The organism is Streptomyces sp. NPDC005576, from assembly GCF_042871745.1.
Taxonomy (GTDB): Bacteria; Actinomycetota; Actinomycetes; order Streptomycetales; family Streptomycetaceae; genus Streptomyces.
The window spans coordinates 275,512-297,353 of the sequence record NZ_JBIAJC010000008.1 but is presented as its reverse complement, the minus strand read 5'-3'; the positions used below and the strand labels follow the sequence as shown (position 1 = coordinate 297,353).

Annotated in this window: 13 protein-coding genes; 9 read left to right on the top strand and 4 right to left on the bottom strand. The window is 70.6% G+C overall.

All coding sequences use genetic code 11. From position 1 onward, the window contains the following. Positions 1-312 precede the first annotated feature (312 nt). Positions 313-660 carry a VOC family protein gene (locus ACFYPN_RS16945; RefSeq protein ID WP_389298998.1) on the bottom strand — a complete coding sequence of 116 codons (348 nt, stop codon included), beginning with the start codon at positions 658-660 and terminating at the stop codon, positions 313-315. A 1,038-nt stretch (positions 661-1,698) separates the two neighbouring features. Between ACFYPN_RS16945 and ACFYPN_RS16940 the strand changes: the two genes are divergently transcribed. From ACFYPN_RS16940 to ACFYPN_RS16930, 3 genes are all read left to right on the top strand, one after another. Beyond that, on the top strand, positions 1,699-4,026 hold the full coding sequence (locus tag ACFYPN_RS16940) for a chitobiase/beta-hexosaminidase C-terminal domain-containing protein (protein ID WP_389298917.1): 2,328 nt from the start codon (positions 1,699-1,701) through the stop codon (positions 4,024-4,026). 57 nt (positions 4,027-4,083) lie between these two features. Further along, on the top strand, positions 4,084-4,221 hold the full coding sequence (locus ACFYPN_RS16935) for a hypothetical protein (RefSeq protein WP_389298914.1): 138 nt from the start codon (positions 4,084-4,086) through the stop codon (positions 4,219-4,221). A gap of 386 nt (positions 4,222-4,607) precedes the next feature. Further along, the gene (locus tag ACFYPN_RS16930) at positions 4,608-4,991 is read left to right on the top strand and encodes a hypothetical protein (protein WP_389298912.1); all 384 of its coding nucleotides are present in this window, start codon (positions 4,608-4,610) and stop codon (positions 4,989-4,991) included. Between the two features lie 109 nt (positions 4,992-5,100). Here the strand turns inward: ACFYPN_RS16930 and ACFYPN_RS16925 are convergent, their stop codons facing one another. Beyond that, a complete protein-coding gene (locus tag ACFYPN_RS16925) occupies positions 5,101-5,523 on the bottom strand; it encodes a secondary thiamine-phosphate synthase enzyme YjbQ (RefSeq protein ID WP_389298909.1) in 423 nt (140 codons plus the stop codon). A 130-nt stretch (positions 5,524-5,653) separates the two neighbouring features. Here ACFYPN_RS16925 and ACFYPN_RS16920 point away from each other — a divergent pair, with 130 nt between their 5' ends. Next, positions 5,654-6,772, top strand: coding sequence for an NAD(P)-binding domain-containing protein (locus tag ACFYPN_RS16920; RefSeq protein ID WP_389298995.1), 1,119 nt, complete (start codon positions 5,654-5,656; stop codon positions 6,770-6,772). Between the two features lie 79 nt (positions 6,773-6,851). Here the strand turns inward: ACFYPN_RS16920 and mltG are convergent, their stop codons facing one another. Together mltG and ACFYPN_RS16910 are read right to left on the bottom strand one after the other, a co-directional pair. Further along, on the bottom strand, positions 6,852-7,709 hold the full coding sequence (gene mltG, locus ACFYPN_RS16915) for an endolytic transglycosylase MltG (RefSeq protein ID WP_358756989.1): 858 nt from the start codon (positions 7,707-7,709) through the stop codon (positions 6,852-6,854). A 175-nt stretch (positions 7,710-7,884) separates the two neighbouring features. After that, complete coding sequence (locus ACFYPN_RS16910; RefSeq protein ID WP_389298906.1) at positions 7,885-9,690, bottom strand: ABC transporter ATP-binding protein; 1,806 nt, start codon at positions 9,688-9,690, stop codon at positions 7,885-7,887. Positions 9,691-9,921: 231 nt separating this feature from the next. On the opposite strand from ACFYPN_RS16910, the gene ACFYPN_RS16905 reads away from it, so the two are divergent. The 5 genes from ACFYPN_RS16905 to ACFYPN_RS16885 all read left to right on the top strand — a co-directional run bounded on the left by ACFYPN_RS16905 (position 9,922) and on the right by ACFYPN_RS16885 (position 21,686). Continuing rightward, positions 9,922-10,365 (top strand): MarR family transcriptional regulator, encoded by a 444-nt coding sequence (locus ACFYPN_RS16905; RefSeq protein WP_358756985.1) that lies wholly within the window; start codon positions 9,922-9,924, stop codon positions 10,363-10,365. A 56-nt stretch (positions 10,366-10,421) separates the two neighbouring features. After that, the gene (locus tag ACFYPN_RS16900; protein WP_389298904.1) at positions 10,422-13,364 is read left to right on the top strand and encodes an FAD-binding and (Fe-S)-binding domain-containing protein; all 2,943 of its coding nucleotides are present in this window, start codon (positions 10,422-10,424) and stop codon (positions 13,362-13,364) included. Positions 13,365-13,483: 119 nt separating this feature from the next. Then, positions 13,484-15,406, top strand: a complete 1,923-nt coding sequence (locus ACFYPN_RS16895; protein WP_389298902.1) for an ABC transporter transmembrane domain-containing protein — start codon at positions 13,484-13,486, stop codon at positions 15,404-15,406. Then, on the top strand, positions 15,403-17,184 hold the full coding sequence (locus ACFYPN_RS16890; RefSeq protein ID WP_389298900.1) for an ABC transporter ATP-binding protein: 1,782 nt from the start codon (positions 15,403-15,405) through the stop codon (positions 17,182-17,184). Before ACFYPN_RS16895 ends, ACFYPN_RS16890 begins: the two co-directional genes overlap by 4 nt. A 245-nt stretch (positions 17,185-17,429) precedes the next feature. Next, complete coding sequence (locus ACFYPN_RS16885; protein WP_389298899.1) at positions 17,430-21,686, top strand: molybdopterin-dependent oxidoreductase; 4,257 nt, start codon at positions 17,430-17,432, stop codon at positions 21,684-21,686. The last annotated feature ends 156 nt before the right edge of the window (positions 21,687-21,842 follow it).

Genomic DNA, 21,842 nt, shown 5'->3' with positions numbered 1-21,842 from the left:
CGCCCGGCCGCGGGATGCTCGGTGGCATTCCATCGCGGTCGGGGACACGACGCAGATGAGAGAAAGCACCCCTTGCTACGACTGCTTGGTGAACTTCACCGCCAGGTCACGGCAGGTCAGGGTCGTCCGTCGCACACAGCGCTTTACCACCGTCCACCACCGCCAGGTCGATACGACAGTTCTCCGCCACGCCATGGAACGAAAGACCGATCCGGGAACCAGACTTGGCGGCCTCCTCTGCTATTTCTGGTCGCGGCCATCAACGAGTGGCTATGACCAGCACGGTCATGGGGACAAGGAGCACGAAGCCGGCTACCGGTGGCTCAGCACGTTGACCACCTGGCCGTTGGGATCCCGGACGAAGAACCGGCGCACTCCCCATTCCTCGTCCTGCAAGGGATGCAGGATCTCCGCGCCGCTGTCCCGCACGATCGCATAGGCCGCGTCTACATCGTCCACTTCGACGCTCACATCGGGGATCACCGGTGCGGTCCTGTCGTGCGTCATGACGCTGACCTGTGCCGCCGGAGTGGACGGAGAGGCAAGTGTCATGATCCAGCCGTGGTTCATGACCTCCTCGAAGCCCAGCAGACCGTAGAAATCCCGGCTCTCTCGCATGGCCCCGGACTGGATATTGGGCACGACACGGCGAACAGCCATCAACGCCTCCATGAGAAAGCAACATGTTTCTGGGCATCCCCAGAAGTCCTACAACACACCCGTCGCCGCACACGCTTTCGCAGCAGGCCCCAGTGTTCTCAGGGCATTTGGATCCACGCAGTCACTCTATCAACGGGGTGATACGGGACCGATTTCGGCTCCGTATCACCCCGTTGCACTCGATTCCGCGAAAACGCCAGTCAATGGCCCGCGAGCACACAGACATTACGTCGATGCGGCTGGATGCCCCTCTGCGTCGGCGCGGGATCAGCTGCACGATTCCGGAACCGGCCGATCGGTCCGGGCAACGCAAGCGCCGGGGAACGGCCGCCGGGCGGCCTCCGTCCTTCGACCGAGGACCACAAGGCGCGGCACGCGGTCGAGTGCGGCATCAACCGCTTGACACGGAACGGGGCGGAGGCCCTCCGGTTCGACAAGCTTGCGGTTCGCTGGCTCAAGCGGGTTCAGCGCGCAGGAGTCGGCCATGGGGCCCCCTCCTCACGTTGTCGGCTCGTCACCCTGCCGCAGGTAATGCTCGTCACCGTCCGTCTTCATGCCACGCGGGACAGCTCTGCCCACGCCGATCGTTTCTTACCCGAACCACACCGCACCGTACGCCGCGGCACCTCGCGCACATGGCTGGATCACGTCAGCCTAGAAGAGCACCTTCCGCGCAGGACCCGAATCCTGGGAAGTCGATCCCTGCGGCCAGGTGCGGCCAACTCGCGAGCTCACCTCATCTTGGGGCGAACTTAGATGCGACTTGACGCAGTAAGCGTTCAAGACTTGAAGCTTGTGCATCTTCTTGACGGTTCACCGTTGTCACTCAACACTGCCTTGACGGCCCCAGCACCTCGCTCATCCGCAGATTGAGAGCGTTTTCAAGAGGCTCATTCAAAGGTCTGCAGAGTCGGCAAGGCGATGCCTGCACAGTGTCGAGACTGTCTGCACCCTGTCCTTCGCGTTGCTCCGGTGTTCACTTCACGAAACCAGGTGAAAGGACTCCCACCCATGCGCACTACCGTCCCGCCCTGCCGCATGAGACCCCTGCCAGGTCCGAAGCACCGCGTCATCGCTCTGCTGAGTGCGCTCCTACTCGCGCTCGTCGGACTGCTCGGCCTCGATCAGAGCGCCGCTCCCGCATCGGCAGCCGCGCCTGACTACACCCAGAGCGTCACTCAACTGAGCTCCACGCAAGCTCAGATCTCGTTCACACCGACCACGTCCGCGGTCTACGTCGATGTGCACTACCTGGTCAACAGTGCCAACCAACAGAACGTCCGTATGACCAACAATGCGGGCACGTGGACTCAGACCGTCGGCTCGCTCGCCGACGGAACGGTCCTGGAGTACTGGTTCACCTACGAGAAGAGCGGGCCGCAGTACGACACTCCCCACTTCACGTACACCCAGGGCGGCGGTGGAACCGGCACTGTTGCCACACCCACCTTCACTCCCGCAGCGGGCACCTACGCCTCGGCCCAGAGCGTGACGCTCGCCGACGCGACCGCGGGCGCGAGCATCCGCTACACGCGTGACGGCTCCACCCCCACCGCGGCGTCCGCTCTGTACAGCGCGCCGATCAGCGTCACGGCGACTGCCACCATCAAGGCCATCGCCATCAAGTCCGGGCTCGCCGACTCCGCCGTCGCCAGTGCGACTTACACGATCGGCGCATCGGCGGGCTGCCCCACCCAGTCGGACACGCCGAACTTCGGCCCGAACGTGCACATCTACGACCCGAGCATGTCCAGTGCCACCATTCAGGCGCAGCTCGACGCGCAGTTCGCCCAGATGAAGGACACCGCCTCCGCGCAGTTCAGCGAGAACCGGGTGGCACAGCTCTTCAAGCCGGGTACGTACGCCGTCGACGACAATGTCGGCTACTACACCTCGGTGGCGGGTCTCGGGCAGAATCCGGGCGACGTGACGATCAACGGACACGTCACCGTGGACGCCTTCAATGCCTCGGACGCGGGCAACGCGACGCAGAACTTCTGGCGCTCGGCCGAGAATCTGGCCATCAATCCGGTGGGCGGGAACCGTTGGGCCGTGGCCCAGGCTGCCCCGTTCCGCCGGATCGACGTCCGCGGCGACCTGCAGCTCTACCCGGCCAGTTACGGCTGGGCGAGCGGCGGCTACATCGCCGACACCAAGGTCAGCGGCCAGGCGGCGTCCATCTCGCAGCAGCAGTGGTACACCCGGGACAGTAACGTGGGCAGCTGGGCCGGCGGCGTGTGGAACATGGTCTTCTCCGGCACCGCCGGCGCTCCCGCGAACACCTTCCCCAACCCGCCCGAGACCACCTTGGCCACCACCCCGGTCTCCCGTGACGTGCCGTATCTGTACGTCGACGGCGCCGGAAAATACCGAGTGTTCCTTCCGTCGCTGCGCACCAACGCATCGGGGGCGAGTTGGGCGAACGGCAGCACGCCCGGCGCCTCCCAGCCGATGAGCCAGTTCTACGTGGTCAAGGCCGGCGACACTGCTGCGACCATCAACAACGCCCTTTCTCAGGGCTGCAACCTGTTCGTCACGCCGGGCGTCTACCACCTGAACCAGACGCTGAACATCACCCGGCCCGACACGGTCGTCCTCGGCATCGGCTACCCGACCTTCGTCCCGGACAACGGCGTCAACGCGATCCAGGTCGCCGACGTGGACGGAGTCCGTCTCAAGGGCCTGCTGATCGACGCCGGAACCACCAACTCGGCATCGCTGCTGACCGTCGGCCCGTCCGGATCGTCCGCGAACCACGCGAGCAACCCGACGACCATCCAGGACGTGTTCTTCCGGATCGGTGGCCAGATCGCCGGCAAGGCGACGACCAGCCTGATCGTCAACAGCAACAACGCGATCATCGACCACATCTGGGCCTGGCGGGCCGACCACGGCAAGGCAGGAAGCTTCGGCTGGACGACCAACACGGCGGACACCGGCGTGATCGTCAACGGCAGCAGCGTTCTGGCGACCGGTCTCTTCGTCGAGCACTACCAGAAGCACGAAGTCGTCTGGAACGGCCAGAACGGCAAGACGATCTTCTTCCAGAACGAGATGCCGTACGACGTGCCCAATCAGGGCGCGTGGATGAGCGCGGCAGGGGTCAACGGATATGCCGCTTACAAGGTGGGCGCGGGCGTCACCACCCACGAGGCGTGGGGACTCGGCAGCTACTGCTACTTCAACGTCAACCCCGCGGTGAACAGCTACCACGCCTTCGAAGTGCCCAACACTCCGGGCGTGAAGTTCCACAACGCTCTGACGGTCTCACTCGGCGGCGTGGGCACCATCACCCACGTCATCAACGACGCGGGGGCGGTGACCGCCTCGAACACCACTCCCAGCAATGTGGTCGCCTACCCGTGAGGCAATGACCTGACGTGAACAGCGGGCCGGGGCTCCTCGCGGTTGCGAGGGGCTCCGGTGTTTGCCGTATGCGGCGCCGCCGAGGGCTGCGACGCCGACGGCATCGTCCTCGTCGAGAACGAGTACGCCTTCCCACAGGTCTGCCAGCAGGCGCAAGGTGCCTGCTGGAGCGGCTACAGGTGTAGTCCCACGTGAGCGGTCAGGGCATCGCTCGGAGAGCAACCCTCATACCGGCCCTCGCAAGTCAGTAGTGTCCTGGGCAGATCTTCGGGGCCGACCGGCCGGTCAACCGAACCCCATACCTGTTGGCCCCGACTGGCCCGGGAAGCCGCCCAGACCGTCTTCGCGGGTCGGGAGCGGTCGCGTACACCCCCGGCCAGCGACGAGCGCGTCGACGAGGAGCAGTCTGCGGCCTCCAATCGTCCGGATCGGGAGCCGAACGCGACAGCCGAGCCGGGTGGATGTCGGCCACGTCGATCCGGACGACGCCCAGACTCTCGTCTTGAGGAGGGACGAGAAGAAGCCCCGCGTCGGCACCGATCACGGCACCTCCGCGGTCGCCGTGGAATCGATCCGCCGCGATGGTGCGGCCAGGGCGAGGTTCCTTACCGCGGGCTTCATCTCTGCTGATCTGCGCCGATGCAAGCGAATCCAACGGACACCGCTCCCGGGCCTGGAGGCTTGACCTCGGCTGCCCGGCTGGCGACACCGGCCAGACCATCACGGTCTGTCACCTGCTGCTGGACCCAACCACTGATCCACGTCACGAGATCCGAGAAACAGAACCCACCGAGCTCCAGCCGCTGCCCGCGTTCGAGGTCAACGACGAGATCGAGCGGCCCGTGAACCGGCGGCACCACTTGAGGTCGGCGGAAAAAGCCGGCTTGCGGAGACAGTCGAAGACTCCCCAGCGGCAGTCCTGCTCGTCCGGCACCACGGCCTGTCGTCGAGTTCTTCCCGGGTGACCTCTCCCAGACGTGCACCGTCACACAGGTCCGCTCGCCCAGCCCTGAGCTGGGGCCCTCTCACTTGGTGCGGCCGGACATGACTCCTGCAGTGACGGCAGACCCAGCCCTACCCGAGAAATGACAGACGGACCTGACGATTCGCATTGTCGCGATTTGTATCCACCAGGCACACCGACTGCCAGGTCCCCAGCTCCAGGCGGCCCGCGATCACCGGCAGGGTCGCGTGGGGCGGTACGAGGGCGGGGAGGACGTGGTCGCGGCCGTGGCCCGGGGTGCCGTGGCGGTGCTGCCAGCGGTCGTCGGCGGGGAGCAGGGTGTGCAGGGTCGTCAGCAGGTCGTCGTCGCTGCCGGCGCCGGTCTCCAGGACGGCGATTCCGGCCGTGGCATGGGGGACGAAGATGTTGAGCAGGCCGTCCCGGCCGGCCGCGGCGCGGGACAGGAACTGCTCGCAGTCGTGGGTCAGGTCGGTGACCGTCTCCGTCTTCCCGGTGGTGAGGTGCAGGACGTGCGTGGTGAAGGAATCAGGCATGGTGCCATCTTCCCGTCCGGGGCCGCCGGACGCGCCACGAAGGTCGGCAGCCACGACCGCATCTGTCGCCCAACCCGGGAAGAGGACCCGCGTGTCCGGAGTTGGTAGAAGCGTGAACGATTCCGGAATGGTGCGGGCGATGGACGTGGTGGTGATCGGTGCCGGGCAGGCCGGGCTGGCTGCGGCGCATCACCTGGCGCGGGTCGGTATGGAGCCGGACCGTGATTTCGTCGTTCTCGACCACGCACCGCGTCCGGGCGGCGCCTGGCAGTTCCGCTGGTCCTCGTTGACGTACGGCAAGGTGCACGGGATGCACTCACTGCCGGGCATGGAGCTCACCGGGGCCGACCCGGATCTGCCCTCCTCCGAGGTGATCGGCGCGTACTTCGACGCGTACGAGCGCCGCTTCGGCCTTCGGGTGCACCGGCCGGTGGACGTCACGGCGGTCCGGGAGACGGGCCGGGAGGGAAGCGGGGGGAGCCTGCTGGTCGAGACGTCCGAGGGGGCGTACGCGACACGGGCGCTGATCAACGCGACCGGCACCTGGGACCGGCCGTTCTGGCCCCGGTACCCGGGGCAGGAGACTTTCCTGGGGCGGCAGCTGCACACGGCCGGCTATCCCGGACCGCAGGAGTTCGCCGGGCTGCGAGTGGTGGTGGTCGGCGGCGGGGCTTCCGGGACGCAGCACCTGATGGAGATCGCCGACGTCGCGGCGGCCACGTACTGGGTGACCCGGCGCGAGCCTGTCTTCCGCGAAGGCCCGTTCGGAGCCGAGCAGGGGCGTGCCGCCGTCGCGTTGGTGGAGGAACGGGTACGCCGGGGGCTGGCACCCCGGAGTGTGGTGAGTGTGACCGGCCTGCCGCTCAACGACGCTGTCCGCGTCGCGCGGGCGCGGGGGATCCTCGACCGGCTGCCCATGTTCGACCGCATCACTCCGACCGGGCTGGCTTGGGACGACGGGCGGATCGCCGACGTCGGTGCCGACGTGATCCTCTGGGCGACCGGATTCCGGCCCGCGGTCGACCACTTGGCACCGTTGAAGCTGCGGGAGCCCGGGGGCGGCATTCGGGTGGAGAACACGCGGGCGGTACGGGACGGGCGTGTCCACCTCGTGGGCTACGGCCCTTCCGCGAGCACCGTCGGTGCCAACCGCGCGGGGCGCACCGCCGCGCGGTCCGTCACGCGCCTGCTGGCCGCGACCCCGGTCGCAGCGCCCGCAGCGCCCGTGGCGGCGTACTCCCCCGCCTGAAACCGCCCGCACCGGACGCGCAGACGGAGCAGACCGCACCGTCCGCACCGCACCGCACCGCACCGACCACGCTCCGGCGTCATCCGGCGGGTGCCGTGCTCTTTCCGCGCCGGTTGAACTCGGCGACGTTGCGCTGATGCGCCTCGAAGTTCTCGGTGAAGCGGGTGTCCCCCGGGCGGACCGTCACGAAATACAGCCACGGGCCCGGGGCGGGGCCGATGGCGGCCCGCATCGCCTCTTCGCCGGGGTTGCCGATGGGAGTGGGCGGGAGCCCCTTGCGCCGGTAGGTGTTGTACGGGCTGTCGATCCGGGTGTCCTCGGTGGTGGTGCGCAGCGTGGAACGCCCCAGGGCGTAGTTGAGCGTCGAGTCCATCTGGAGGGGCATGTCCCGGCGCAGGCGGTTGTAGACGACTCGGCCCACTTTTCCCATGTCGGAGGCCGTGTCCGCCTCTGCCTGAATGACGCTGGCGAGCGTTACCGTCTGGTAGCCGGAGATGCCGCGGTGCGGCGCTCCCTCGGAGATCCGGTCGATCCCGAACCGCTGGGACGCCGTGGCCACCATGTAGCGGAGCAGGCGCTCGGGGGTCGTGTCGGAGCGGATGGGGTAGGTCGCCGGGAAGAGGTATCCCTCGGGATTGCCGTGCGCGGCGGCGGGCAGCGGCAGTCGCGCCCCGGGTACCGCCTTCTGGGTGGTACCCGGCGGGACGTCGAGGGCCTGGTCGACGGCCGCGTAGATCTGACCCGCCCGCCAGCCCTCGGGGATCACCAGGGAGGCGGTCTCCTCGACGCCCGTTTCCGGGCTGTCCTTCAGAAGCAGCAAGGGAGCCGCGACCGTGGCTGCGGCCACGAGCGCGCCTCCGAGGAGCAACATCGCCTTGCCGCGCCGAGTGGGGCGCAGCCTCCGGCGGCGCCGGAGAGTACCGGGCTCGTTCACCATGCGGGCACGATAACCGTACAAATGCCCTGCACCGTGGGGATCGCCACCCGACACCCGGTATCCCTGCGGGCGGGTGAGAGGAAGCCCGCGTCCGGGGCGACCGGAACCCACCGCGGGCGCTCGGCCCTCTGCGGGCGCGCTCCGCCCACCGCCGGCCCGCGGCCCCCGTGGGCGGTCAGCCCGCTGCGGGCGTCAGTCGGGTGTCCCGGCGGATGAGGGCGGCGTAGCGGCCGTCCCTCGCGAGGAGTTCCTCGTGCGTGCCCCGCTCGACGGTCCGGCCGCCCTCCAGTACGACGATCTGGTCCGCGTCCCGGATGGTGGAGAGGCGGTGCGCGATGGTGAGGGTGGTGCGACCGGCCGAGAGAGCGTCGATCGCCTCCTGGACGGCGTGTTCCGTCCGGGTGTCGAGGGCGCTGGTGGCCTCGTCGAGCACCAGGATCGGAGGGTCGCGCAGGATCGTACGGGCGATGGCGAGGCGTTGTTTCTCACCGCCGGAGAAGCGGTAACCGCGCTCGCCGACGAGGGTGTCGTAGCCGTCGGGGAGTGACGCGATGTGGTCGTGGATCTGCGCGGCGCGGGCCGCCGCCTCGATCTCCTCGTCGGTGGCGTCCGGCTTCGCGAAGCGGAGGTTCTCGGCGACCGACGCGTGGAAGAGGTAGGTCTCCTGCGAGACCACGCCGACCGCTCGCGCGAGGGAGTCGAAGTCGAGGTCCCGTACGTCGACCCCGTCGATCGTCACACGGCCGGCGGTGACGTCGTACAGCCTGGGCACGAGGTAGCTCAGGGTGGATTTGCCGGATCCCGTAGGGCCGACCACCGCCAGGCTGCTGCCCGCGGGCACCTTCACGTCGATGTCGTCGAGGGTCGGGCCGCTCTTCTCGTCGTAGCTGAAGCCGACGCGCTCGAAGGCGACCTCTCCGCGGATGCGGTCCAGCCGTACGGGGGTCGCCGGCTCCGTGATGTCGACTTTGAGATCGAGGTATTCGAAGATGCGCTGGAAGAGCGCGAGGGAGGTCTGCATCTGGACGCCTGTGGCGAGCAGGCTCACCGCGGGTCGGAAGAGTCCCTGCTGGAGCGAGACGAAGGCGACGAGCGTACCGATGGAGACGGCCGTGCTGTTTGAGCTCAGCGTCAGGCCGGCGGCCCAGTAGATGACGGCGGGCATGGCGGCCATGACGATGCCGATGGTCGACATCCGCCAGCGTCCCGCCATGTTGGCGCGGACCTCGAGGTCCACCAACTGCTCCGACTCCTCCGCGAAGCCCTTGATCAGCGAGTCCGATCGGCCCATCGTGCGGCCGAGCAGGATGCCGCTGACGGAGAGGGATTCGGTGACGGTCGCCGCCATCGCGGCCATCTGACGCTGGCGTTGTGTGGTGATCTTCTTCCGCTCGCGTCCGACGCGGCGGCTGATCCAGACGAAGACGGGCAGCAGGAGCAGCGAGACGAGGGTGAGCCGCCAGTCGAGCGCGATCATCGCGACGACGGTCGCGACGACGGCGGTGAGGTTCGAGACCAGGGACGTGGCGGTGGAGGTGACGGTCGCCTGCATGCCGCCGATGTCGTTGGCGATGCGGGACTGCACCTCACCGGTTCGCGTCCTGGTGAAGAAGGCCAGGGGCATCCGCTGGAGCTGGGTGTAGACGCCGGTACGCAGGTCGTGCATGACGCGCTGGCCGACCGTGGTGGAGATCAGGGTCTGGAGGACTCCGAAGACGCTGTTCATCACCGCGGTGGCGATCATCCCGAGCGCCAGCAGCGTGAGCAGACCGGTGCGCCCCTGCGGTATGGCGGTGTCGAGGATCTCGCGGAGCAGGAAGGGGGAGGCGACCGACACCAGGGAGGAGGCGCCGACCAGCACTCCGACCAGGACGAGACGGCCTCGGTAGGGGCGGAAGAGGCGGAGGATGCGGCGCACCTCGGCGGGCGGCTGCGTGCCGTCCTTGGGCGGGGGCGTCCAGGTGGGTTCGTCGGGTTTCATGGGCTCCTTCATGGGGTGCGGCGGTACGGAGGGAGGGGCGGGCCCCGCGCGGCGTACCGGCGGGCGTGGTCGGTGGTCGGACCGGGAGTCCCGGCGCGTTCCCGCGGGCGGGCGGTTAGCGGGCGGGCGAGGGCGGGACGGCACAGCCCGAAGGCGGTGATCCGAACCGTGAAGAGCGTACCTCACTGTTACCTATACTCACAATGAACAACATCCTGATATTGTTCCGTCATGGACTCCCCCGAATCCGATGGCCACCTCGCCGAGCAGCTCCTGCGGCTCACCCGCCGGCTCCACCGCATCCAGAGCCGGCAGCTGGAGCCGATCGGCATCACGCCCGCACAGTTCCGTCTGCTGCGCGCGGTCGCGATGTACGACTCGCCGCCCCGGATGGCCGATCTCGCGCAGCGGCTGGACGTCGTTCCGCGTGCCGTCACCAGCCTGGTGGACGGCCTGGAGGCGGGCGGGCAGGTGCGCAGGGCGCCCGATCCGGCGAACCGTCGGGTGGTGCGCATCGAGATCACCGACACGGGGAGGACCACCCTCGGATTGCTGCGCGACGCGCGCCGAGCCGCCGCGGAGGAGATCCTGACACCGTTGACCGCCGAACAGCGCGAGGTGCTCGGCGGGCTGCTGGCCGCCCTGGTCGACGGATTGCCGGGGCGCCACTGCTGAGCCGTCGCACCGGACGCGGGAGGACCGCGCCCGACCGCCCGAAGGGATCGCCGGAGATGCCGCTGCTGGAGCCGGAACCGGAAACCCTCCGCCCGGGCAGGACGCGCGGGCCGGCGCCCGACCGCGTCTCCGACCGGAGTGCGGCGGGCACCCCCGAACCCCTGCGCTCGGAGCTGATCGCCCTGCTGGGGGCGGCGAAGGTGCTGTGGAAGGTCTCCGACCTGGTGAAGTACGCCTCCGACGCCAGTCCGTACCGTTTCCTGCCCCGGGTCGTGGTGGTCGCCGAGGACGTGGACGACATCTCGGCGGTGCTGTCGTACGCGCACGGCAAGGGGCGCCACGTCGTCTTCCGGGCCGCCGGCACCAGTCTGAACGGTCAGGCCCAGGGCGAGGACATCCTGATCGACGTGCGCCGCCACTGGTCCGGCGTCACGGTCCTGGACGGCGGCGCGCGGGCCAGGATCCGTCCCGGCACCACGATCGCCCGGGCCAACGCCGCCCTCGCCCGGTACGGCAGAGTGCTCGGCCCCGACCCGGCCAGCGCGATCGCCTGCACGGTCGGCGGGGTCGTCGCCAACAACGCCTCCGGAATGACCGCCGGCACCACCCGCAACTCCTACCGGACGGTCTCCTCCCTCTCCTTCGTCCTGCCGGGCGGCACGATGGTCGACACCGCAGACCCGGCCGCCGACGCGCTCCTCGCGCACGCGGAGCCACGCCTCTGCGAGGGCCTGATGGCGCTGAAGGCGGAGATCGAGGCGGACGAGGCACTGACCGCACGTATCCGCGCCAAGTACGAGATCAAGAACACCAACGGCTACCGGCTGGACGCGTTCCTGGACGGCGCGACGCCGGTGGAGATCCTGCGCGGGCTGATGGTGGGCTCCGAGGGCACCTTCGGTTTCCTCTCGGAGGTCGTCTTCGACACGCTGCCGCTCGACCGGCGGACCTCCACGGCGCTGCTCTTCTTTCCCTCGCTGACCGCCGCTGCCGCCGCCGTGCCGTTGTTCAACGCGGCGGGTGCGCTCGCCGTGGAGCTGATGGACGGCAACACCCTGCGCGCCTCGGTCAGCGTGCGGGGGGTCCCTGCCGACTGGGCGGCCCTCCCCCGGGAGACGGCGGCCCTGCTGGTCGAGTTCCGGGCCCCGGACGAGGCGGCGCAGGAGGGTTGTGAACGCGCGGCGGCCGAGGTGGTGGCAAGGCTCTCGCTGGTCACCCCGGCCGCGTCGGTCACCAACGAGTTCACCCGCGACCCGGGGACGATCAACGGGTACTGGAAGGCCCGGAATGCCTTCGTGACCGCCGTGGGCGGCTCACGCCCGGCCGGTACGACGCTGATCACGGAGGACTTCGCGGTCCCGCCCTCCCGGTTGGCGGAGGCATGCGAGGCCCTGCTCGAACTCCAGGCGCGCCACGGCTTCGACGCGGCGGTGGCCGGTCACGCGGCGCACGGCAACCTCCACTTCCTGCTCGCCTTCGACGCGGGCGTCTCCTCCGACGTGGAGCGGTACGCCGCGTTCATGGACGCGTTCTGCACGCTGGTGGTGGACCGGTTCGACGGTTCGCTGAAGGCGGAGCACGCCACCGGCCGCAACATCGCCCCCTTCCTGGAGCGCGAATGGGGCCCGCGGGCGACCGAGTTGATGTGGCGTACGAAGCGGCTGATCGATCCGGACGGGGTGCTGGCCCCCCGCGTGGTCCTGGACCGCGATCCCCGGGCACATCTGCGCGGCCTGAAGACGATCCCCTCCGTGGAGGCGGTCGCGGACCCCTGCATCGAGTGCGGCTTCTGCGAACCCACCTGCCCCAGCCAGGACCTCACCACCACGCCGCGCCAGCGGATCGTGCTGCGCCGGGAGATGCTGCGCCAGCCGGACGGCTCCCCGGTCGAGGAAGCACTGCTCGACGCGTACGGCTACGACGCGGTCGACACCTGCGCGGGCGACTCCACCTGCATGCTGGCGTGCCCCGTCGGGATCGACACCGGCGCGATGATGAAGGGCTTCCGCTCGCTGCGTCACTCACCCCGCGAAGAGCGGATCGCGGTGCTCACGGCACGGCACTTCCGGGTGGTGGAGTCCGCCGCCCGCCTCGCCGTGACCGTGGCGGACGGGCTCGGCGAACGGGTGCGGGACCCGCTGCTGACGGCGGTGACCCGGCTCGCCCGCAAGGCGGTCCGCCCGGACCTGGTACCGGAGTGGCTGCCGGAGATTCCACCGGCGGCCTCCCGCAGGCTCCCGCCCACCTCGCGCGCCGGAGCGCACGCCGTGTACTTCCCGGCGTGCGTGAACCGCATCTTCGCCGGCCCCGGCGGGGACCGGGAGCCGTCACTGGCGCACTCCGTCGTCGCCCTCTCCTCGCGGGCCGGCAAGCCGGTCTGGATCCCGGACGACGTGACCGGAACCTGCTGCGCGACGATCTGGCACTCCAAGGGGTACGACGCCGCCAACGCCGTGATGGCCAACCGTGTCGTGGAGGCGGCGTGGGGCTGGACCGGCGGCGGCGCCCTGCCGCTGGTGGTCGACGCCACCTCCTGCACCCTCGGCATCGCGCGGGAGGTCGTCCCTTACCTCACTGACGACAACCGCGCCCTGCACCGGGAGCTGACGGTGGTGGACTCCCTCGTCTGGGCCGCCGACGAGCTGCTCCCCCGGCTCACGGTGGAGCGCAGGACCGGTTCGGCCGTCGTGCACCCGACGTGCTCGATGGACCATCTGGAGCTGGTGGAGCGGCTGCGTACGCTCGCCGGGGCGTGCGCGGAGGAGGTGCTCCTGCCGGACGACGCGAGGTGCTGCGGGTTCGCCGGCGACCGCGGGATGCTGCACAAGGAGCTGACCGATTCCGCGACGGCCAAGGAGGCCGTCGAGGTCAACGCCCGGGAGCACGACGCCTACCTCTCTGCGAACCGGATGTGCGAGATCGGCATGGAGCGGGCCACCGGGCACCCCTACCGTTCGGTCCTGGCGGAGTTGGAGCGGGCGACGCGGCCGTCCGGCTGACGTTCCCGGGAAAATCATTTGCCCGGGAAGGGCAGGAGAAGCAAACCTTGCCGTTTGCCCTTCACCACTTCGGTAGCCCCGTCGCCGGTGGACTCCGTCCTTCCGATTCTTGGGACCCCATGCAGATTCGTGATCTTCCGTACCAGGACCCCGGCGATCCTGACGTCCGGTCCGGCCCCCGTTTCCTCGTCTGGCTCGGCCGCAATCAGCTCAAGGGGCAGCTCGCGTCGCTCTCCTGGGGGCTGTTCCACCAACTGGCCCTGGCCGGGCTGCCGCTGGCGGCCGGCCTGGCGGTGCAGGCGGTGATCGACCGCTCCGGCGGGCGGCTCGTCATGGCCGGGGGCATGATCCTGCTCCTCGGCGTCGGCATCGCCGTCGGCGACACCATGCTCCACCGCACCGCCGTCACCAACTGGATCACCGCCGCCGCCCGGGTGCAGCAACTACTCGCCCGACGGACCGCCGAACTCGGCTCCGCGCTGACGCGGCGGGTGGCGGCCGGTGAAGTCGTCGCGGTCTCCACCGGCGACGTGGAGAAGATCGGATGGTTCGTCGAGGCGCTCTCCCGCTTCCTCGCCGCAGCCCTCGCTCTCGTGCTGATCTGCGTCGGCCTGGTGCTGTATCTCCCCTCGCTGGGCGTGCTCATCGCGCTCTTCGTACCCGTCCTCGCCCTGACGGTGCTGCCGTTGCTGCCCCGGGCGACCCGGCGGGCCGACCTCCAGCGGGAGAAGGCGGGCAAGGCCACCGAGCTGGCGTCGGACACTGTCGCGGGGCTGCGGGTGCTGCGCGGCATCGGCGGGGAGGAGCTGTTCCTCGCCCGGTACCGACGGGCCTCCCAGGAGGTACGCGGCGCGGCCGTGCACAGCGCCCGCATGTGGTCGCTGATCTCCGCGGTCCAGGTGCTGCTGCCCGGAGTGCTGCTGATCGCGCTGGTCTGGTACGGGGCCGGGCTCGCCCACGACGGGAAGATCGAGGTGGGGCAGCTGGTCACGGTCTTCAACTCGGCGATGCTGCTGCTCTTCCCGCTCCGGCACTTCGAGGAGATCGCCATGGCGTACTCCTTCTCCCGTCCTTCCGCCCAACGCGCCGTCCGGGTTTTGTCCTTGCGGCGGGACGTGCGTCCGCCCACCGCGGACGCCGGGGCGGAGCAGCCTTCCGGTGACCTGTACGACCCGGTCACCGGTCTGCTGGCCACCCAAGGGCTCCTCACCGCCGTGGTCTGCGGGGATCCTGACGAGGCGGGCCGCCTGGCAGAGCGTCTCGGCGGTCACGCCCCGGCCGACGAGACAACGGCCGGGGAGCCCGACGGCGCGCCCGCCGGGAGCCCCGAAGACGCCGGGACGGAGCCCGTGGTGGTGCCGTCCGTGCTGCTGGGCGGTGTCGCGCTGGACGAACTGCCCCTGGACCGGGCGCGTACGGCGGTCCTGGTCCAGGACAAGGACCCGGTACTGCTCTCCGGCACGCTGCGCGAGCTGCTCGACGTGCCCGCGTCGGGAGCGGTCCGCCCGCAGGACGCGCTGTCGGCCGCCCACTGCGGGGACGTGCTGGACGCGCTGGCCCAGGCGTCCGTCGCCGCGGACGGCGACCCGATGGGGACCCGCATCACCGAGCGCGGCCGCTCGCTCTCCGGCGGGCAGCGGCAGCGTCTCGCGCTGGCCCGCTCGCTGGTGACCGACCCCGAGGTGCTGGTCCTCGACGAGCCGACCTCGGCCGTGGACTCACACACGGAGGCGCGGGTCGGCGCCGGGATCAGGGAACTGCGCCGGGGCCGCACCACCGTGGTGTTCTCCTCCTCGCCCCTGCTGCTGGACCTCGCCGACCGGGTCGTGCTGGTCCACCGGGGGACGGTCGTCGCGGCGGGTGCGCACCGTGAACTCCTGCTCACCGACCCGCTCTACCGCTCGGTCGTCACCCGGGAGACCGAGGAGGAGGCGGCGACGGCAGCCGCACCGACCGGGCCGCCGCACGGCTTCGGGCCGGAGAGCGCCACCGATGAGCTGAACAGCCTCCGGGAATCCGGAGAGATCGAGGAGAGGGCATGATCGGCCTCGCACCACCGTCGTACGACCCGGCCGCGCCGACGACGGCCACCACCCTGCCGGTCGGATCGGCCGCCACCGTGCGGGAGTACGTCCGGGACCTGCTGCGGCGTCATCGCAGGCCGTTCGCCATCCTCGTCGCCGCCAACGCGGTCGCGGTGATCGCCTCCATAGTGGGTCCTTACCTGCTCGGTGGTCTGGTGGAGGACCTGGCGGACGGGGCCGCCGACCTGCATCTGGAGCGTACGGTCGCGATCTTCGCGGTCGCTCTGGTGATCCAGACGCTCTTCACCCGGACGATGCGGCTGCGCAGCGCGATGCTGGGTGAGGAGATGCTCGCCGACCTGCGCGAGGACTTCCTCGTACGGGCGGTGGGCCTGCCCCCCGGCGTGCTGGAACGGGCGGGCACGGGTGATCTGCTCTCCCGGATCACCACGGATGTCGACCGGCTGGCGAACGCCATGCGCGAGGCCGTGCCGCAGCTCGCCATCGGCGTGGTCTGGTCCGGTCTGCTGATCGGCGCGCTCACGGTGACGGCGCCGCCGCTGGCGCTCGCGGTCCTGGTGGCGCTCCCCCTGCTGCTCACCGGCTGCCGCTGGTACTTCAAGCGGGCCCCTTCGGCGTACCGCTCGGAGTCGGCCGGGTACGCAGCGGTGGCCGCGATGCTCGCGGAGACGGTGGACGCGGGCCGGACCGTGGAGGCGCACCGGCTGGGCGCGCGCCGGGTGGCGCTCTCGGAGCGGCGGGTCATGGAGTGGACCCGGTGGGAGAGGTACACCCTCTTCCTGCGCTCGGTGCTCTTCCCGGTCATCAACCTCACCTACGTGACGATCCTCGGCACGGTGCTGATGCTGGGCGGCTGGTTCGTCCTGGAGGGGTGGCTCACCGTGGGGCAACTGACCACGGGCGCGCTGCTGGCGCAGATGCTGGTCGATCCCCTGGGGCTGATCCTGCGCTGGTACGACGAGTTGCAGGTGGCGCAGGTGTCGCTGGCGCGGCTGGTGGGGGTGCGCGACATCGAGCCGGACGCCGGGGACGACTCGGTACGCCCCGAGGGCCGGGAGGTCCGGGCGGACGAGGTGCGTTTCGGTTACCGCTCCGGGGTGGACGTTCTGCACGAGGTGTCGCTGGACGTGGCCCCGGGCACCCGGATCGCCCTGGTCGGCCCGTCGGGGGCGGGCAAGTCGACGCTGGGCCGTCTGCTCGCGGGCATCTACGCACCGAGGACGGGAGAGGTGACGCTGGGCGGCGCGGAGTTGTCCCGGATGCCTGCGGAGCGGGTGCGGGAGCACGTCGCGCTCGTCAACCAGGAACACCACGTGTTCGTCGGTTCGCTCCGCGACAACCTCCTGCTGGCGCGCAGCGGCGCCGAGGACGCCGAGCTGTGGGCATCACTGGCGGCGGTGGACGCGGACGGCTGGGCGAGGTCGCTGGCGGACGGCCTGGACAGCGACGTGGGTTCGGGCGGCCTCGCCCTGACTCCGGCGCAGGCCCAGCAGATCGCGCTGGCGCGGCTGGTGCTGGCCGATCCGCACACCCTGGTGCTCGACGAGGCGACCTCGCTGCTGGACCCGCGCGCGGCCCGGCATCTGGAGCGGTCGCTGGCCCGGGTGCTCGAAGGCCGGACGGTGGTAGCGATCGCGCACCGGCTGCACACCGCGCACGACGCGGACGTGATCGCCGTCGTGGAGAAGGGCCGGATCAGTGAACTCGGCAGCCACGACGAGCTCGTCGCCGCGGACGGCGCCTACGCGGCGCTGTGGCGGTCCTGGCACGGGTGAGCCGGGCGGGAGCGGGGCGGGCCTCGGGCGCCGCTCCGGGCCCGCCCTCCCGTCCGTACCGGCCCGCCCTCCGGGCCGCGCGCCTCACACGGCTCCCCCCGGTCGTGTGCGCCGGGAGTAACCCCCTGTGCCTCCGGGACGACACCGTCCGGAAATTCGGTTTTCCTACGGTGGCGTTCTCGGGACCGCGACCTCCGGTGGTCGGTCCCGCCCGGTAAGGCACACACCGCGGGGTGGGGGGTTCGGTGGCATCTGGCTCGGACGACGGCAGCGTCCGTACGGTCTGTTCGTACTGCGGCGTCGGCTGCGGGATCGTGCTCGACCTGGTGCGGGACCCGGCCCACGGCCGCCGCCGGGTGGCCAAGGCGTACGGGGACAAGACGCACCCCGCCAACTCGGGGCGGCTGTGCACCAAGGGGGCGACCAGCGCCGACCTGATGTCGGCACCCGGGCGCGTGGGCAAGGCCCTGGTACGCGCCGAGCGGGGCGCCGAGCCGGTGGAGACGGACGTCGACGAGGCCGTCGCCTCGGTCGCGGGCCGGCTGCGGGCGATCCTGGACGAGCACGGGCCGGACGCGCTGGCCTTCTACGTCTCCGGGCAGATGTCCCTGGAGGCGCAGTACCTGGCGAACAAGCTGGCCAAAGGCTTCGTACGCACCAGCCGGATCGAGTCCAACTCCCGGCTGTGCATGGCGTCCGCGGGCACCGGCTACAAGCTGTCGCTCGGCGCCGACGGGCCGCCCGGCTCGTACCAGGACTTCGACCGCGCGGACGCGTTCTTCGTCATCGGCGCGAACATGGCCGACTGCCACCCCATCCTCTTCCTGCGCATGATGGACCGGGTGAAGGCGTCCGGCGCCAAGCTGATCGTCGTGGACCCGCGCCGCAACGCCACCGCCGACAAGGCCGATCTCTTCCTGCGGATCAAGCCCGGCACCGATCTCGCCCTGCTGAACGGCCTGTTGCATCTGCTGGTCGCTGACGGCCACACCGATGAGGAGTTCATCGCCGGGTTCACCGAGGGCTGGGAGGAGATGCCCGCCTTTCTCGCGGGCTACACCCCGGACCGGGTCGCGGGGATCACCGGTATCCCGGAGGCGGACATCCGGCTGGCCGCGCGGTGGATCGGGGAGGCCGGGGAGTGGATGAGCTGCTGGACCATGGGTCTGAACCAGTCGACCCACGGGACCTGGAACACCAACGCGCTGGTCAACCTGCATCTCGCCACCGGCGCGATCTGCCGCCCCGGCTCCGGTCCCTTCTCGCTGACCGGCCAGCCCAACGCCATGGGTGGGCGCGAGATGGGCTACATGGGCCCCGGCCTGCCCGGCCAGCGGTCGGTGCTGGTCGACGCCGAGCGCGCCTTCACCGAGAACCTGTGGCGGATACCCGAGGGTTCGCTGCGCACCGACTCCGGGCGCGGCACGGTGGAGATGTTCGAGCAGCTGGCCGCCGGTGACATCAAGGCGTGCTGGATCATCTGCACCAACCCGGTCGCCTCGGTGGCCAATCGCAGGACGGTCATCGCCGGTCTGGAGGCGGCCGAACTCGTCATCACCCAGGACGTGTTCGCCGAGACCGAGACCAACGCCTACGCGGACGTGGTGCTGCCGGCGACGCTCTGGGCGGAGTCCGACGGCGTCATGGTCAACTCGGAGCGGAACCTCACGCTCGTCCAGGGGGTCGTCGACCCGCCCGGCCAGGCGCTGCCGGACTGGCAGTTGATCGCCCGGGTGGCCTGCGCGATGGGCTTCGCCGACGGATTCACGTACTCCTCGGCCGAGGAGGTGTTCGAGGAGCTCAAGCGGGCGTGGAACCCGGCGACCGGATGGGACCTGCGTGGGGTGACGTACGACCGGCTGCGGGCCACCCCCGTGCAGTGGCCGGCGCCGGACTCCGACGGGCCGGACCGGAACCCGGTCCGCTACCTCAACGACGGGGTCAGCCAGACCCTGGTGGAGCGCGAGGACGGCACCCGCCCCCGGCTGGCCTTCCCCACCGCGAGCGGGCGCGCCCGCTTCTTCACCCGGCCGCACCTGCCGGCCGCCGAACTCCCCGACGACGACTTCCCGTACCTGCTCAACACGGGCCGGCTGCAGCACCAGTGGCACACGCTGACCAAGACCGGCAAGGTCGCCAAGCTCACCAAGCTGAACCCCGGACCGTTCGTGGAGGTCCACCCCGAGGACGCGGGCTCTCTCGGCGTCGTGGCGGGCGACCACCTGGAGGTCACCTCCCGGCGCGGGCGTGCCGTCCTGCCCGTAGTGGTCACCGACCGGGTCCTGCCGGGCACCGTGTTCGCCCCCTTCCACTGGAACGACCTGTTCGGCGAGTACCTCAGCGTCAACGCCGTCACCAACGACGCCGTCGACCCGCTCTCCTTCCAGCCCGAGTTCAAGGTCTGCGCCGTCACCCTCGCCCGGACGGCCGCCCCCGTCCCGGCCGGCCGCCCGAGCACCGAACCGGAGACCACACCCGTGACCTCGTTCCCCGCACCCGTGACGGTCCCCGCGGCGTCGACCGCCCCGGCCGGCTCCCCCGTCCTCGCGCTCGCCGCCCTGCTCGGCCTCCCCGAACTCACCCCGCCCCCGCTGGCCGAGCCGGAGCGCCGCTACCTCTCCGGTTACCTCTCCGGGCTCGCAGCCGCCCCGCCCGCGGCGGGCGTACCCGTCCTGCCGCCGGACGCGCCCTTCGACACCGGCCACGCCCTCTGGGTCGACGGCGTCCTCGCGGGCATGTTCTCCCGTACCGTCGCGCCGGCCGGCACCGCGGCACCGGCCGGTACGCGGGGCCGGCCGGGCCCACCGGTCGGCGGAGCCGCCGTACCGGCCCGCCGCCTGGTCCTCCTGTGGGCGTCGCAGACCGGCAACGCCGAGGAGTTCGCCCGGGGCGCCGCCGCGCACCTGGCGCGGGCGGGCCGGGTCCCCGAACTGCTGCCCATGGCGGAGGCGACACCGGCGAACCTCACCCCCGGGACCGACGTACTCCTCGTCACCAGCACGTTCGGCGACGGTGATGCCCCGGACAACGGCAGCGCGTTCTGGCAGGACCTGTCCGCGGAGGGAGCCGGCGGGCTGGCGGGGGTCAGGTACGCGGTACTCGCCCTGGGCGACTCCTCCTACGACGACTTCTGCGGCCACGGCCGTCGGCTCGACGAGCGCCTCGCAGCCCTCGGCGCCGCCCGCCTGGTCCCCCGGGCCGACTGTGAACCCGATTTCGGGGAGCGGGCCGAGGAGTGGCTCGGCCAGGTACTCACCGCCCTGGCCGGGCCCGGGGGCGACGACCGGCGGCCCGACCGCGCGGGCCCGGCGAGAGTGGCTTCCATCGCCGCCTCAACGCCGGTCGCACAGGCCACCGCGCCACCCGCTCCCGTACCGGCCGGCTACACCAGGACCTCGCCGTTCGCCACCCTGCTCGTCGGCAACAGACTGCTGAGCCTGCCGGGTTCCGGCAAGGAGGTGCGGCAGTTCGCCTTCGACACCCGGGACGGCGAACTCGCCTACGACGCCGGGGACGCTCTCGGCGTGTGGCCGGCCAACAGCGCGGGGCTCACCGCCGAGTGGCTGGCGCTCACCGGCCTCGACCCCGACGAGCCGGTGGACCTCGGCGACGGCGGGCCGCTCACGCTGGAGGAGGCGCTGCGCACCCGGTTGGACATCTCGCGGGTCAGCACCGGTCTGCTGCGGTTCCTGATGGAACGCACCGACAGCCACGACCTGAAGCGGCTGCTGCGCCCCGACAACAAGGACGCGTTGGCCAAGTGGAGTTGGGGCCGTCAGGCGGCCGACGCCCTCGCGGAGTTCCCGGTCCGCGCGTCGGCGGCGGAGTGGACCGGGGCGCTCAAGCGCCTCCAGCCCCGCCTGTACTCCATCTCCTCGAGCCCGCTGGCCCACCCCGGCGAGGTCCGCCTCACCGTGTCCGTGGTCCGCTGGACCAACCGGCTCGGCCGGGACCGCAAGGGCGTCTGCTCCACCTATCTCGCCGACCACGCAGACGACGGCCCGGTCCAGGTCTTCGTGCAGCGTTCTCCGCACTTCCGGCCGCCGGCGGACCCCGCCACTCCCATGATCATGGTCGGCCCCGGCACCGGGGTGGCGCCCTTCATCGGCTTCCTCGAAGAACGGCAGGCGCGCGGCCACTCCGGCCCCAACTGGCTCTTCTTCGGCGAGCAGCGCCGGGCCACCGACTTCTACCACCGTCAGGACCTTGAGGCGTACCGGGCGTCCGGCCACCTCGACCGCCTCGACCTCGCCTTCTCCCGCGACCAGCGCAACAAGGTCTACGTCCAGGACCGGATGCGTGAGCACGGGCCCCGCCTGTGGCAGTGGCTGAAAGCCGGTGCCCACTTCTACGTGTGCGGCGACGCCGGCCGCATGGCCAAGGACGTCGACCGGGCTCTGCGGGACATCGTGGCCGCGCACGGTTCCATGGACGCCGACGAGGCGGCCGCCTACGTCAGGCGCCTGGCGGCGGACAAGCGCTACGTCCGCGACGTCTACTGAGCCCGACTCCTGAGCAGGTGTCCTACCGGTGGTCGGTGTCCCACGATAAGCTGAAACGATATCCGGGTTCGCACTGGAGGCGCACCATGCGTCAAGGAATTACCAGGTCAGGGTCAGTCAACAACGTGCGGGACGGGTGGCAGTATTTTGCGTCCT